Origin of the sequence: Streptomyces sp. DH41, assembly GCF_029813785.1 — a bacterium.
Lineage (GTDB): Bacteria > Actinomycetota > Actinomycetes > Streptomycetales > Streptomycetaceae > Streptomyces.
The window spans coordinates 142,306-157,207 of sequence record NZ_JARVKY010000022.1; the positions used below are offsets into that span (position 1 = coordinate 142,306).

General features: G+C 70.5%; 10 protein-coding genes. 5 read left to right on the forward strand and 5 right to left on the reverse strand.

The annotated features are described in order from the left end of the window. Window positions 1-50: 50 nt before the first annotated feature. Entirely contained in the window at window positions 51-1,973 is a 1,923-nt protein-coding gene (gene dxs / locus QC283_RS30110; RefSeq protein WP_279564886.1) for a 1-deoxy-D-xylulose-5-phosphate synthase, read from the forward strand. Between the two features lie 137 nt (window positions 1,974-2,110). After that, window positions 2,111-3,634, forward strand: a complete 1,524-nt coding sequence (locus tag QC283_RS30115; RefSeq protein WP_279564887.1) for an amino acid permease — start codon at window positions 2,111-2,113, stop codon at window positions 3,632-3,634. Between the two features lie 65 nt (window positions 3,635-3,699). Here QC283_RS30115 and QC283_RS30120 read toward each other — a convergent pair whose 3' ends face one another. Next, window positions 3,700-4,074, reverse strand: coding sequence for an NTP pyrophosphohydrolase (locus QC283_RS30120; RefSeq protein WP_279564888.1), 375 nt, complete (start codon window positions 4,072-4,074; stop codon window positions 3,700-3,702). Window positions 4,075-4,142: 68 nt separating this feature from the next. Between QC283_RS30120 and QC283_RS30125 the strand changes: the two genes are divergently transcribed. The 3 genes from QC283_RS30125 (at window position 4,143) to QC283_RS30135 (ending at window position 8,373) form a co-directional block, all read left to right on the forward strand. After that, window positions 4,143-5,159, forward strand: coding sequence for a hypothetical protein (locus QC283_RS30125; protein ID WP_279564889.1), 1,017 nt, complete (start codon window positions 4,143-4,145; stop codon window positions 5,157-5,159). A gap of 182 nt (window positions 5,160-5,341) precedes the next feature. Then, a complete protein-coding gene (locus QC283_RS30130; protein WP_279564890.1) occupies window positions 5,342-6,613 on the forward strand; it encodes a nucleotide sugar dehydrogenase in 1,272 nt (423 codons plus the stop codon). Further along, on the forward strand, window positions 6,610-8,373 hold the full coding sequence (locus QC283_RS30135; protein ID WP_279564891.1) for a glycosyltransferase: 1,764 nt from the start codon (window positions 6,610-6,612) through the stop codon (window positions 8,371-8,373). The genes QC283_RS30130 and QC283_RS30135 overlap by 4 nt, the downstream gene beginning before the upstream one ends. 43 nt (window positions 8,374-8,416) lie before the next feature. Here QC283_RS30135 and QC283_RS30140 read toward each other — a convergent pair whose 3' ends face one another. From QC283_RS30140 to QC283_RS30155, 4 genes are all read right to left on the reverse strand, one after another. Beyond that, entirely contained in the window at window positions 8,417-9,850 is a 1,434-nt protein-coding gene (locus QC283_RS30140) for a cellulose binding domain-containing protein (RefSeq protein WP_279564892.1), read from the reverse strand. A 180-nt stretch (window positions 9,851-10,030) separates the two neighbouring features. Next, the gene (locus QC283_RS30145) at window positions 10,031-12,163 is read right to left on the reverse strand and encodes a 3-hydroxyacyl-CoA dehydrogenase NAD-binding domain-containing protein (RefSeq protein ID WP_279564893.1); all 2,133 of its coding nucleotides are present in this window, start codon (window positions 12,161-12,163) and stop codon (window positions 10,031-10,033) included. Further along, window positions 12,160-13,377: a thiolase family protein gene (locus tag QC283_RS30150; RefSeq protein ID WP_279564894.1), complete on the reverse strand. Its 1,218-nt coding sequence runs from the start codon at window positions 13,375-13,377 to the stop codon at window positions 12,160-12,162. The genes QC283_RS30145 and QC283_RS30150 overlap by 4 nt, the downstream gene beginning before the upstream one ends. A 181-nt stretch (window positions 13,378-13,558) precedes the next feature. After that, window positions 13,559-14,845: a ribonuclease D gene (locus tag QC283_RS30155; RefSeq protein WP_279564895.1), complete on the reverse strand. Its 1,287-nt coding sequence runs from the start codon at window positions 14,843-14,845 to the stop codon at window positions 13,559-13,561. Window positions 14,846-14,902 lie beyond the last annotated feature (57 nt).

Below are 14,902 nucleotides of genomic sequence, written 5' to 3' on the forward strand. Positions count from 1 at the left end.
AACATTAGACTCGTCAAGCCCGGCAACAGCTCTACTGCAAGGAGGCACGGGTGCCGCTGCTGACCCGCATCACGGGACCGCGCGATCTGGACCGGCTCAGCCTGGAAGAGCTGGGCCGGCTGGCGAAGGAGATCCGCACCTTCCTCGTCGACGCCGTGTCCAAGACCGGCGGCCACCTCGGCCCCAACCTCGGGGTGGTGGAACTCACCCTCGCCCTGCACCGCGTCTTCGACTCGCCGAAGGACAAGGTGCTCTGGGACACCGGCCACCAGTCCTACGTGCACAAGCTGCTCACCGGCCGTCAGGACTTCTCGAAGCTGAAGATGAAGGGCGGCCTGTCCGGCTACCCCTCGCAGGCGGAGTCCGAGCACGACGTCATCGAGAACAGCCACGCCTCCACGGTCCTCGGCTGGGCCGACGGCATCGCCAAGGCCAACCAGGTCCTCGACCGCGACGACCACGTCGTCGCCGTCATCGGCGACGGCGCGCTCACCGGTGGCATGGCCTGGGAGGCGCTGAACAACATCGCCGCCGCCAAGGACCGCCCGCTCGTCATCGTCGTCAACGACAACGAGCGCTCCTACGCCCCCACCATCGGCGGCCTCGCCAACCACCTGGCGACCCTGCGCACCACCGACGGCTACGAACGCTTCCTGGCCCGCACCAAGGACCTCCTGGAGCGCACCCCGGTCGTCGGCCGCCCGCTCTACGACACCCTGCACGGCGCCAAGAAGGGCCTGAAGGACTTCATCGCGCCGCAGGGCATGTTCGAGGACCTCGGCCTGAAGTACGTCGGCCCGATCGACGGCCACGACCTCGAGGCACTGGAGTCCGCGCTCATCCGCGCCAAGCGCTTCGGCGGCCCGGTCATCGTGCACTGCCTCACCGAGAAGGGCCGCGGCTACCAGCCCGCCCTTCAGGACGAGGCCGACCGCTTCCACGCCGTCGGCAAGATCCACCCCGACACCGGCCTGCCCATCTCCACCTCCGGCGCCGACTGGACGTCCGTCTTCGGCGACGAGATGCTCGAGCTCGGCAAGGAGCGCGAGGACGTCGTCGCCATCACCGCCGCCATGCTCCAGCCGGTCGGCCTCGACAAGTTCGCCAAGGCCTTCCCCGACCGCGTCTACGACGTCGGTATCGCCGAGCAGCACGGCGCGGTCTCCGCGGCCGGTCTCGCCCACGGCGGGGTCCACCCGGTCTTCGCCGTGTACGCCACCTTCCTCAACCGCGCCTTCGACCAGGTGCTGATGGACGTGGCCCTGCACAAGTGCGGCGTGACGTTCGTGCTGGACCGCGCCGGTGTCACCGGCACCGACGGCGCCTCCCACAACGGCATGTGGGACATGTCGATCCTCCAGGTCGTCCCCGGCCTCAGGCTCGCCGCCCCGCGAGACGCCGACCAGGTCCGCGCCCAGCTGCGCGAGGCCGTCGAGGTGGACGACGCGCCGACCGTGGTCCGCTTCTCCAAGGGCGCCGTCGGCCCCGCCGTACCGGCCGTCGGCCGCGTCGGCGGCATGGACGTCCTGCGCGCCCCGGGCACCGACACGCCGGACGTCCTGCTGGTCTCCGTCGGCGCCCTCGCGCCGATGTGCCTGGAGGTGGCGGACCTGCTGAACAAGCAGGGCATCTCCACCACCGTGGTCGACCCGCGCTGGGTCAAGCCCGTCGACGAGGCCATGGCCCCGCTCGCCGAGCGGCACCGCGTGGTCGTCACCGTCGAGGACAACTCGCGCGTCGGCGGCGTCGGCTCCGCCGTCGCCCAGGCCCTGCGCGACGCGGGCGTCGACGTACCGCTGCGCGACTTCGGCATCCCGCCGCGCTTCCTCGACCACGCCACCCGCGCCGAGGTCCTGGCCGAGATCGGGCTCACCGCGCCGGACATCGCCCGCCAGGTCACCGGCCTGGTCGCCAAGCTCGACGGACGCTACGAGCGGTCCGAGGCGGACTCGGTGGAGGCCGCGCGCGACTGACGTACGGCCGGATGGGTCGGTATCTCCATTCGTTGCGGTGGCGAAACCGACCCATCCGCGTGAATCCGCTCACGCCGGGGCATACGCAGTACGCCCCCCTCTCGATCATGTCGGGGACGACAAGCTCGGAGGTACCCGTGAGCAGCAGTATCTTCAGGACCAAAAAGATCGAGCAGTCCATCCGGGACACCGAGGAACCGGAGCACGCGCTCAAGAAGTCCTTGTCCGCACTGGACCTGACCGTCTTCGGTGTCGGTGTCATCATCGGCACCGGCATCTTCGTACTGACCGGGACGGTCGCCAAGAACAACGCCGGGCCGTCCGTGGCCCTGGCCTTCGTCGTCGCCGGAGTCGTCTGCGCGCTCGCCGCGCTCTGCTACGCGGAGTTCGCCTCCACGGTCCCGGTGGCCGGCTCCGCGTACACCTTCTCCTACGCCTCGCTCGGCGAACTGCCCGCCTGGATCATCGGCTGGGACCTGGTCCTGGAGTTCGCGCTGGGCACGGCGGTGGTGGCCGTCGGCTGGTCCGGCTACATCCGTTCGCTGCTGGACAACGCGGGCTGGCAGATGCCCGCGGCGCTCGGCGGCCGGGACGGCGCCGAGGGGTTCGGCTTCGACATCCTCGCCGCCGTCCTGGTGCTGGTGCTCACCGGCATCCTCGTCCTCGGCATGAAGCTGTCGGCACGGGTCACCTCGGTCGTCGTCGCCATCAAGGTGACCGTCGTCCTCATCGTGATCATCGCGGGTGCCTTCTTCGTCAAGGGCTCCAACTACGACCCCTTCATCCCTAAGGCGCAGCCGGTGGAGGCGGGAGGGGGCCTGCACTCACCGCTGATCCAGCTGATGTTCGGCTGGGCACCGGCCAACTTCGGTGTGATGGGCGTCTTCACCGCGGCCTCGGTCGTCTTCTTCGCCTTCATCGGCTTCGACATCGTCGCCACGGCCGCCGAGGAGACCAAGAACCCGCAGCGCGACATGCCGCGCGGCATCCTCGGCTCCCTGTTCATCTGCACCGCGCTGTACGTCGCCGTGTCGATCGTCGTCACCGGCATGCAGCACTACAGCGAGCTGTCGATCGACGCCCCGCTCGCCGACGCCTTCAAGTCCACCGGGCATCCCTTCTTCGCCGGTGTGATCAGCTTCGGCGCCGCCGTCGGTCTGACCACGGTGTGCATGATCCTGCTGCTCGGCCAGACCCGGGTGTTCTTCGCGATGAGCCGCGACGGGCTGCTGCCGCGCTTCTTCTCCCACGTCCACCCGAAGTTCCGGACGCCGTACCGGCCGACCATCCTGCTCGGCGTGATCATCGCGATCGTCGCAGGCTTCACCAGCCTGAGCGAACTCGCCGAGCTGGTGAACATCGGCACGCTGTTCGCGTTCGTCATCGTCGCGCTCAGCGTGATCATCCTGCGCCGGACCCGCCCCGACCTGCCGCGTGCCTTCCGCACCCCGCTGGTGCCGCTGCTGCCGATCGTGTCGGTGGCCGCCTCGCTGTGGCTGATGCTGAACCTGCCCGCCGAGACATGGGTGCGGTTCGGCGTCTGGATGGCGATCGGCGTCGTCGTGTACTTCCTCTACGGCCGCAACCACAGCCGCCTGGCCCACGGAGAGGACGCGGCGGCCGGCAGTCCCTCGAAGCCGTCCGGCCCGGGCGCCCCGTAGTCACTGCCGCTGCCACTGCGCTGCCAACCGCCACCGGCCCGCCGACGACGCCGCCACCGGCGCCGTCAGGCGGGCCGGACCGTTCGCGGCCCCGCCACCTCCGCCCCCAGCTCCGCCACCCGGCGGCGCAGCTCACGGTCCGCCGTCACCACCAGAACGGGGCGACCGCCGGCCCGCGCGGCCAGCTCGACGATGTGATCGTCCCCACTGCCGGGCGCCGACTCCACCCGTACGCCGGGGACCGGGTCCACGCCACGGGCCGCGCCCTCGACCACCAGGACGACCTCCACCGGGCCGGTGCGCCCCGGCACCCCGTCCGCCGCCAGCCGGTCCCGCAACCGTTCCGCGGCCCCGCGCCGGTCGTGCCACCATCCGTCGGGCACGGACCCGACGACGTTCGCGGCGTCGACGATCACGAGAAGGGGTGTGCTGTCGTCCATGGGGCCAGGGTCGCACGCGCCCCCACCCGGTCGGAGTGGTCCCGTGGGCGGAGGCGTAAAATGATCAGGTGAACGGCGAGTGGCTCATACGCGGCCGGGACGGCCGACTCAGCGTCTACCTGATGACCCAGGACGCTGTCCTGTGCCGTGCGGAGCAGGTGCCGGGCGGCCCCTGGGACGCACCGCGCAGGATCGGCGGAGACCAGCTGCTGCACCCCGCCCCGGCGATCGGCCAGGGTGCCGACTCCTACACGCACCTGGTCGCCTGGCGGCCCACGGAGCCGGGGGAGTCGGACCTGGTGCACTCCACCCACTTCCGGCCCCTGCTGGCCGCCCTCGACTGGGACACCGTCGGCCATCCGAACGCCAAGGGCGACCGCACCGGCAGGCCCGTCGTCGCGGTGGACGACCAGGGCCGGGCGCACATCTTCGTACGCGGCAGCGGCGGCGGACTCCACATGCGTGCCCAGGCGCAGAAGGGCGGCTGGGGCCCGTGGCGGGACCTCAAGGGCGCCGGGCTGAAGGACGCGCCCGTCGCGGTGGCGGGCAGGGCCGGACGCATCGAGGCGTACGCGATCGGCTCCGGTGCGATCCTGCACTGGCGTCAGGAGGCGCCCGGCACCGAGTTCCGGCTGGTGGACGAGGTGGCGGCCGAAGCCCGTCCGGGCACCCTGCGCGCCCTGGCCACCTCCGACGACAACACCACCCTGTTCTTCACCGACGTCTCCGGCCACCTGTCCGCCTGGCGCCCGGGCACCGAGCCCGTCGCCCTGCTCCCGGCGGCGGGACCCGGCCCGGTCGCGGCCGTCCGCTGCGAACTCGACGGTCACGACTGCACGCTGCTGGCCCAGTGCTCGTCCTCCGGCCGGGTCGCCTTCGCCGCCTACCCCGGCGAGCAGGAGTCGGCGGGCGCCTGGTGGACCGAGTCCGGGCCGCGGCTGGCCCCGGACGCCGAGGTCTCCCTGGCCCTGGACGCCGACGGCCGGGTGGTCGCGGCGGTTCTGTCGCCCTCCACGGGCCGGCTGCTGCTGACCCGTCGCAAGGACGAGCCGGGGCTCGCACTCACGGCGTGGCAGGAGATCTGACGGGGGACACCCGGGACCGTCGGAGGGTTGTGCGTCCATACGCGTGACAAGGGGCACCTGAAACAAGCGTGGTTAAAGCGTGAAGGCCCTGTTAATCTCCTCCCCTGTTCGAACCGGGGCGGCCGCGTGCTGCCCCGGAACCGGCCTCACCGGTCGGGAACGACGGGGTTGGGGGCTGAATCGTGAGCGGATCCTCCACGGTGGATCTTGTGGTTGTCGGGCTCGGCTACGTAGGACTTCCCTTGGCCCGCTCGGCCGCGGCGGCGGGCCTGAAGGTCGTCGGACTCGACCGCAGCCGGAGCGTGGTCGACGCTCTGAACTCCGGCCGTTCGCACGTGGACGACATCTCGGACGCCGAGGTCCGCGCGATGCTCGATCAGGGGTTCGAAGCGGTCGACAGGGCACGGGTGATCGCGGACGCCGCCGCGGTCGTCGTCTGTGTGCCCACCCCGCTCACCGAGTACGGCTCCCCGGACCTCGGCGCGGTGCACGCCGCGGTGGACGACATCTCCGCCCACCTGGTGCCCGGCACGCTCGTCGTCCTGGAGTCGACCACGTACCCCGGAACCACCGACGAGGTGGTGCGGCCACGCCTGGAGGCCGGCGGCCTGGAGGTCGGCAAGGACTTCCACCTGGCCTTCTCACCCGAGCGCATCGACCCGGGCAACGCCTCCTTCGGCCTGGAGAACACGCCCAAGGTCGTCGGCGGCGTCACCGCCGACTGCACCAAGGCCGCCCGTGCCCTCTACGAGCGCTTCGTCACCCGTGTCGTGGAGGCGAAGGGCACGCGCGAGGCCGAGATGGCCAAGCTGCTGGAGAACACCTACCGGCACGTCAACATCGCGCTCGTCAACGAGATGTCGATGTTCTGCCGGGAGATCGGCGTCGATCTGTGGGACGCCATTCGCTGCGCCTCCACCAAGCCGTTCGGCTTCGCGCCCTTCTACCCTGGTCCCGGAGTCGGCGGGCACTGCATCCCGATCGACCCCAACTACCTGTCGTACAAGGTGCGGTCACTGGGCATCCCGTTCCGGTTCGTGGAGCTGGCCCAGGAGATCAACCAGCGCATGCCCGTGCACGTGGTCAACCGCGCGGGCGAGCTGCTCAACGACGTGGGCAAGGCCGTGCGCGGCTCCCGCGTCCTGCTGCTCGGCGTCACCTACAAGGCGGACATCTCCGACCAGCGGGAGAGCCCGGCCCTGGCCGTGGCCGAGAACCTGCGCGCCCGTGGCGCCGAACTGGTGTACTTCGACCCGCGGATCGCGGACTGGACCGTCGGTGGTACGCCGGTCGAGCGCGCGCACGACTACCTGGCCGCCGCCGAGAGCGCCGACCTCACCATTCTGCTCCAGTCCCACCGGGAGATCGACCTCGGCCTGCTCGCCGACCGCGCGCGGACGCTCTTCGACACCCGGGGCAAGTCCGTCGATCACCCCCGGGTGGTCAAGCTGTGACGTCTGGGGACACCTACATACCCGGAGCGGTCGACTCCGGCGGGCGCCGGGCCCACCGCAAACGACGGCAGCTGAAGGTCTCCTACTTCTTCTTCCTGGTGATCGCCGCGGTGATCGCCACCCGTCTGGACTCCGACTCGCTGCACCTGTACTCGATCGGCGCCATGGGGCTCCTGTCGCTGAAGATGTTCGGCGCACTGTTCTACCGGCCCGCCAAGGGGGGCCGGGAGGAGCTGGAGTACCTGGAACGGTCATGGGTCACCGCGGTCATCCCGATCTACAACGAGGACCCCGTGATGTTCGAGCAGGGCATGCGCAGCCTGCTCGCGCAGAGCCGTCTGCCCAACGAGATCCACATCGTCGACGACGCCAGTGCCGACGACTCCGGCATCCGGATGGCCAGGCGGATGCGCCGCGAGTTCGAGGCGCTCGGCGTGAAGTACACGGTCAGCGTGCAGCCCGAGAACAAGGGCAAGCGCGAGGCGCTCGCGCTCGGTTTCCAGGCGGCGCCGTACTCGGACATCTTCCTGTGCGTCGACTCCGACACCGTGCTCTCCCGCGACACCGTCCGCGAGCTGCTGCTGCCGATGGCCGACGAGAAGATCATGGCCTCCACCGGCATGGTGCTGGCGCTCAACCACGACAGCAACGTCTTCACCCGCCTCCAGGACCTGCGCTACGGCAACTCCTTCCTGTTCGAGCGGGCCGCCTACTCGCGGCTGAAGTCCGTCCTGTGCTGTTGCGGCGCCCTGTCCGCCTATCGCGGTTCCCTGGTGCGCAAGTACCTGCCGGACTTCCTCAACCAGCAGTTCCTGGGCAAGCCCGCCGTCTTCGGCGACGACCGCCGGATGACCAACTACTGCCTCACGGAGGGGCAGGTCGTCTTCCAGGAGACCGCCGTCGGCTACACGGCCGTCCCCGAGAAGCTGCCGCACTTCCTGCGCCAGCAGGTCCGCTGGAACAAGTCGTTCTTCCGCGAGTCCCTCTGGGCCTTCCGGCACCAGCGGAAGTACCGCCCGGCCTTCTGGCTGACCTGCATGGAACTCGGCCTGTGGCTGGTCTTCGGTACGGCGATGTTCTACTCGATGGTCATCCTGCCGATCATCGATCCGCCCCGGTTCCTCGACCACATCGGGGACTACGCGCTCTTCATGGTCCTCATGGGGTACCTGCGCAACGTCCGGTACCTCGACTTCCCGCGCCGGGGCATGGGCTTCGTCAAACGGTTCGGCATGTTCCTGCTCGCCCCGCTGTACGGCCTGATCCAGCTGTTCCTGCTGACCCCGCTGCGGTTCTACGCCCTCGTCACCCTGCACAAGGGCAGCTGGGGCACCCGGCAGGGCGGTGTCGAGGTGTCCGTGGCCGGCGACCACGAGGCCGACGTGACGGAGATCTTCGAGGAAGAGGATCCGTACTCCGACAAGAAGGTCACCGAGACGCTTCAGCTGATGCGTCTGGAGGGCGCGGCCCTGGCCCGCACGGCGCCCAGGGCCCCCCGCGTCCCCACCCAGCCGCAGCCGCTGCCCGGCTACGACGAGCAGCAGCACCAGGCGGTCCCGCAACAGCAGGTCAGCTGGGGGACGCCCGCGCCCGCTCCGGCCGGTCAGCACCAGTGGCAGGGCGGGTACCAGGAGCCGTACCGGCAGCAGCCGCAGCCCGGTCAGGGCCAGGGCGGCTGCCCCGACCCCTCCTGGCAGCAGGGCCAGGGGCACGGCTACGGGCAGGGGCATGGTCAGGGCTACGGCAACGGCGGCTGGTAGTCGGCACGGCGGAATGAACGTATGAGCGGCGCGGCGCGCCGGCTCACCCCCGGACCGTGTCGAAGTAGTTCCTGCCGTCGTCGGTGAAGCCCTCGACCTGGGCTTGGACCTCCTTCGCCGTCAGGGTTTCGTTCGCGTTGTAGTAGAGCCAGTCCACCTTCATGTCCCAGGCGCGGTCGCCCTTGAACGGCAGGTCGACGAACCAGTGGTTGAAGTTGACCGACATGTCCGCGCGCGGGGCGTACTTGCCGTCGCTGACGAAGAGCTTCTCGCCGTCGAGCCAGTAGGCGACGACGCCGTCCTTCACCCTGATCATCACGGTGTGCCAGGCGGCGAGGCTCTTGTTCGTGGTGGTGTAGACGCGGTCGTTGCTCTTGTGGTCGTACCAGGTCACGGTGTCGAGTTTGGGGCCGGCCCGTCCCCAAGCGCCGTTGGGCATGTACTCGTTGTCCAGCTCGCTGTACTTCGAGCCCTCGCCGCCGATGGTGTAGAAGGTCTGGTTGACGTGGTCGCCCCTGTCGCCGGTGGTCGGCTCGTCACTGAAGCGGATACGGGCCGCGTAGGTCCCCTCGCGGAACTTGCTCGCGGCCGTGCCCAGGCTGGACTGCTTGGTGCCCGCCTCGGTGCCGTCGGTGCTGGCGCGCAGTCGCAGCACCTGCCCGTTCTCGAGGGCCTCCTCGTCGGCGGGGAAGGCGACGTTCTCGGCCGACCACGTGTCCTCGATGCCGGGGCCGCCCTCACTGGTGCGGACCAGCCAGCCGTGCTTGAACAGCGCCGGGTCCTTGGGGCCGAGGTAGTCGAAGGTGTCGAACAGGACGCCGTCGGGGGCGGCCGGCAACGGATCGGCGGCGGCCGTCCCCGCCTTCTTCCCGTCGTCGTCCGGCTTCGTGCCGTCCGGCTCCTCGCCCCAGGCGAGCACGCCCCGCTTGTACGCGGTGACCCGCTTCGCCTCCTTGTAGCTGGTCGTCTCCGCGTCGAAGGAGCGGTCGTCGGACTGCTCCAACTCCTTGTGGTCGGTGCGGAAGAGCTGGAGGTCGATGCCCTTGCTGTTGGCGCCCGGCTCCAGTTCGCCGGCCCCGGGCGAGAACCGGACCTCCAGGTAGCGGTCGGCGGTGTCGGTCGGCTCGGCCGGCTCGACGATCCGCCCGGCGAGGTGGGAGCAGCCGAAGGCGGCGTTGACGCAGTTGAACGCGTAGGAGGCGCCGTCGTCGGCGGTGAAGTAGTACCGGAGGGTGACGTCGCTCAACGGCAGTGGTTTCTCGGTCTTGTTGAAGACCTCCAGCGACGGCTTGGCCACCGCGGAGGTGGCCGGCGTGCCGGTCCGGTAGCGCACGAGCAGTTCGGGCGGTTCCGGGTCCGCCTTGTTCCAGACGGGATAGAGGGCCGTGGCACCCGCGGCGAGGACGACGGCGAACAGCAGCAGCCGGATCTTGGGCCACACCCGGCGTCGGGGCGGGCGGCGGCGGGTGGACGCCACGGGGATCTCCTCAACAGGCCGACCGCACGCTCTCGGAGCCGAGGGTGGTGTCCAGGCGGGAGAGCCGCGTACACAAGTAGTCAGATCGTGTGGAGATCCTATAGGTGCGCGTGCGGCGGAAGGGGGTGGGCCGCACGGATCGTTACCGTGCGGCCCACCCCCTTCGCCGGGGATACCCGGTTACGCCGGAACGCTCGCCACCCCGGGCTCCAGGAACCGCTTCCCGTTCACCCGCTCGGCGACGCCCTCACGGTCCAGGTACGGCGTGATGCCGCCCAGGTGGAAGGGCCAGCCGGCGCCGGTGATCAGGCAGAGGTCGATGTCCTGGGCCTCGGCGACGACGCCCTCGTCGAGCATCAGGCCGATCTCCTGGGCCACCGCGTCCAGGACGCGGTCGCGGACCTGCTCCTCGGTCAGGACGGAGTCGCCCTGCTTCAGCAGCGCGGCGACCTCCGGGTCCAGCTCCGGCTTGCCGCTGTCGTAGACGTAGAAGCCGCGCTTGCCCGCCTCGACGACCGCCTTGAGGTTCGGGGAGACCGTGAAGCGCTCGGGGAAGGCCCGGTTGAGGGTCTCCGAGACGTGCAGGCCGATGGCCGGGCCGACCAGCTCCAGCAGGACCAGCGGCGACATCGGCAGGCCGAGCGGCTCCACCGCCTTCTCCGCGACCTCGACCGGGGTGCCCTCGTCGATGACGTTCTGGATCTCGCCCATGAAGCGGGTCAGGATGCGGTTCACGACGAACGCCGGGGCGTCCTTCACGAGGACCGCGGTCTTCTTCAGCTTCTTGGCGACGCCGAACGCCGTGGCCAGCGAGGCCTCGTCGGTCTGCTCGCCGCGGACGATCTCCAGCAGCGGGAGGATCGCGACCGGGTTGAAGAAGTGGAAGCCGACGACCCGCTCGGGGTGCTTCAGCTTCGACGCCATCTCCGAGACGGAGAGCGAGGAGGTGTTGGTGGCGAGGATCGCGTGCGCGGGCGCCACCGCCTCGACCTCCGCGAACACCTTCTGCTTGACGCCCATCTCCTCGAACACCGCTTCGATGATGAAGTCGGCGTCCGCGAAGCCCTCGGCCTTGTCCAGGACACCGGAGACCAGGCCCTTCAGCCGGTTCGCCTTGTCCTGGTTGATCCGGCCCTTGCCGAGCAGCTTGTCGATCTCGGCGTGGACGTAGCCCACGCCCTTGTCGACGCGCTCCTGGTCGATGTCGGTCAGGACGACCGGCACCTCCAGGCGGCGCAGGAAGAGCAGGGCCAGCTGCGACGCCATCAGGCCGGCGCCGACGACGCCCACCTTGGTGACCGGGCGGGCCAGCGCCTTGTCCGGGGCGCCGGCGGGGCGCTTGGCGCGCTTCTGCACCAGGTTGAAGGCGTAGATGCCGGAGCGCAGCTCGCCGCCCATGATCAGGTCGGCGAGGGCCTGGTCCTCGGCGTCGTAGCCCTGCTGGAGGTCGCCGTTCTTGGCGGCGGCGATGATGTCCAGGGCGCGGTAGGCGGCGGGGGCGGCGCCGTGCACCTTGGAGTCGGCGATGAAGCGGCCCTTGGCGACGGCCTGGTCCCAGGCCTCGCCGCGGTCGATCGCCGGACGCTCGACGGCGATCTCGCCCTTGAGGACGGACGCCGTCCAGATCAGCGACTGCTCCAGGAAGTCCGCGCCCTCGAAGATCGCGTCCGCGATGCCGAGCTCGTAGACCTGCTTGCCCTTGAGCTGCCTGTTCTGGTTCAGGCTGTTCTCGATGATCACCGAGACGGCCTTGTCGGCGCCGATCAGGTTCGGCAGCAGCGTGCAGCCGCCCCAGCCGGGGACGAGGCCGAGGAAGACCTCGGGGAGCGAGAACGCCGGGAGCGCGGCCGACACCGTGCGGTACGCGCAGTGCAGGCCGATTTCCACGCCGCCGCCCATCGCGGCACCGTTGTAGTACGCGAAGGTCGGCACGGCCAGCTTCGACAGCCGCTTGAAGACGTCGTGGCCGCCCTTGCCGATGGCGAGCGCGTCCTCGTGCCGCTTCAGCAGCTCGACGCCCTTGAGGTCGGCGCCGACCGCGAAGATGAACGGCTTGCCGGTGACGCCGACGCCGACGATGTCGCCGTCCGCGGCCTCCTTCTCGACCCGGTCGATGGCGGCGTCGATGTTCGCCAGCGACTGCGGGCCCAGCGTGGTCGGCTTGGTGTGGTCCAGGCCGTTGTCCAGGGTGATCAGGGCGAAGCGCCCCGCGCCCAGCGGCAGGTCGAAGTGGCGTACGTGCGCCTGCGTGACGACCTCGCCCGGGAACAGCTCGGCCGCACCCTTCAGAAGCTCTGCGGTGGTGGTGCTCACTTGTCCCCCTCGAAGTGCGGGTTCTCCCAGACGACCGTCGCGCCCATGCCGAAGCCGACGCACATGGTGGTCAGGCCGTAGCGGACGTGCGGCTGCTCCTCGAACTGGCGGGCCAGCTGCGTCATCAGGCGGACGCCCGACGAGGCCAGCGGGTGGCCGAAGGCGATGGCGCCGCCGTACTGGTTGACGCGCGCGTCGTCGTCGGCGATGCCGTAGTGCTCCAGGAAGGCGAGGACCTGGACGGCGAAGGCCTCGTTGATCTCGAACAGGCCGATGTCGTCGATGGACAGGCCGGCCTGGGCCAGGGCCTTCTCCGTCGCCGGGATCGGGCCGTAGCCCATGACCTCCGGCTCGACACCCGCGAAGGAGTACGAGACGAGGCGCATCTTGACCGGCAGGCCGTTCTCGCGGGCGAAGTCCTCGCTCGCGATCAGGGAGGCGGTCGCGCCGTCGTTCAGACCGGCCGCGTTGCCCGCGGTGACCCGGCCGTGCACGCGGAACGGCGTCTTCAGACCCGCCAGGTTCTCCAGCGTGGTGCCCGGACGCATCGGCTCGTCGGCGGTGACCAGACCCCAGCCGGTCTCACCGGCCTCCTCGTTCGTACGGCGCACCGAGACCGGCACCAGGTCGGCCTGGATCTTGCCGTCGGCGTACGCCTTGGCGGCCTTCTCCTGCGAGCGCACCGCGTACTCGTCGGCACGCTGCTTGGTGATGCTCGGGTAGCGGTCGTGCAGGTTCTCCGCGGTCATGCCCATGAACAGGGCGGACTCGTCGACCAGCTTCTCGCTGACGAACCGCGGGTTCGGGTCCACGCCCTCGCCCATCGGGTGGCGGCCCATGTGCTCGACACCGCCGGCGACGGCGACGTCGTACGCGCCGAAGGCGACGGAGCCGGCCACCGAGGTGACGGCGGTCAGGGCGCCCGCGCACATGCGGTCGATCGAGTAGCCCGGGACCGAGGTGGGCAGCCCCGCCAGGATGCCGGCGGTGCGGCCGATGGTCAGGCCCTGGTCCCCGATCTGCGTGGTCGCGGCGACGGCGACCTCGTCGATCTTCTTGGGGTCGAGACCGGGATTGCGGCGCAGCAGTTCCCGGATCGCCTTCACGACCAGGTCGTCGGCGCGGGTCTCGTGGTAGATGCCCTTCGGGCCCGCCTTGCCGAACGGGGTGCGGACGCCGTCTACGAAGACGACGTCCCTGACGGTACGAGGCACGATGGCTCTCCTCCAGGGTGCGGGATGGCACTGCTGCGGCGCGCAGATGCTGAGCGCGCGCTCAGGCCCATGCTACTTATGAGTAACGTAGCTGCCCAGTCCCCCCGGCCCAAGCGGCGAACGTCACACCGTCGGATCGCCGCCCACCCTGGATCTTGGCCGGAACTCGCCGCCGCTCCTCCTACGACACGCTCTGCGTCAGCGCCGTCACCAGTACCGGCGTCACCTGCTCCACCTGCCAGGGCCGGGCCCCGTGTCCGGCGAGGGCCGCGGCCACGGACTCCGCGTCGACCGGCGCCGGCGGCTCCCAGCAGACCCTGCGCACCGTGTCCGGGGTGATCAGGTTCTCCTGCGGCATGTTCAGCCGTTCGGCCAGCGCCGTGACCGCCGCCCGCGCGGCGGTGAGCCGGGCCGCGGCGGCCGGGTCCTTGTCGGCCCAGGCCCGGGGCGGCGGGGGACCGGTCACCGGCTGACCGGGCTGGGGCAGCTGCGACTCGGACAGGCCCCTGGCCCGGTCCACCGCCACCTGCCACTGCTCCACCTGCCGGCGGTTCACGCGTCCGAACCCGTTCAGCGCGGCCAGCGCGTGCGCGTTGACCGGCAGGGCGAGCGCCGCTTCGACGATGGCAGCGTCCCCGAGCACCTTGCCGGGGGAGACGTCCCGGCGCTGCGCGATGCGGTCCCGGGTCTGCCACAGCTCCCGTACGACGGCGAGCTGACGGCGCCGGCGCACCTTGTGCATGCCGGACGTGCGGCGCCACGGGTCCTTGCGGGGCTCGGGCGGCGGAGCGGAGGCGATCGCGTCGAACTCCTGCCGGGCCCACTCCAGCTTGCCCTGCCGGTCCAGCTCCTTCTCCAGCGCGTCGCGCAGGTCGACGAGGAGCTCGACGTCGAGCGCGGCGTAGCGCAGCCATGGTTCGGGCAGCGGACGCGTCGACCAGTCGACGGCCGAGTGGCCCTTCTCCAGGACGAAGCCCAGGACGTTCTCCACCATCGCGCCGAGGCCGACCCGCGGGAACCCGGCGAGCCGCCCGGCCAGCTCGGTGTCGAAGATGCGGGTGGGCACCATCCCTATTTCGCGCAGGCACGGCAGGTCCTGGGTGGCCGCGTGCAGCACCCATTCCACGTCCGAGATCGCCGCGCCCAGCCCGGACAGGTCGGGACAGGCCACCGGGTCGATCAGGGCGCTGCCCGCGCCCTCGCGGCGCAGCTGCACCAGGTACGCGCGCTGGCCGTACCGGTAACCGGAGGCGCGTTCGGCGTCGACGGCGACGGGGCCGCGGCCGGCCGCGAAGGCGGCGGTCACCTCGGCGAGGGCGTCCGCGTCGGCGATCACCCGCGGAATGCCCTCGCGTGGTTCGAGCAAGGGGATCGGCGCCTGGCTCGCAGAAGATCCGGCGTCGTCCGGAGGGGCGCCTCCGGTGGTTCGCAGTGGACGGTCTGCTGCGGTTTCGTGGGCGTCGGTCACCTGTCAAGGGTATCGGTGGATCGACGGCGCCCGCCGACGGAACGTTCCGTCGGCGGG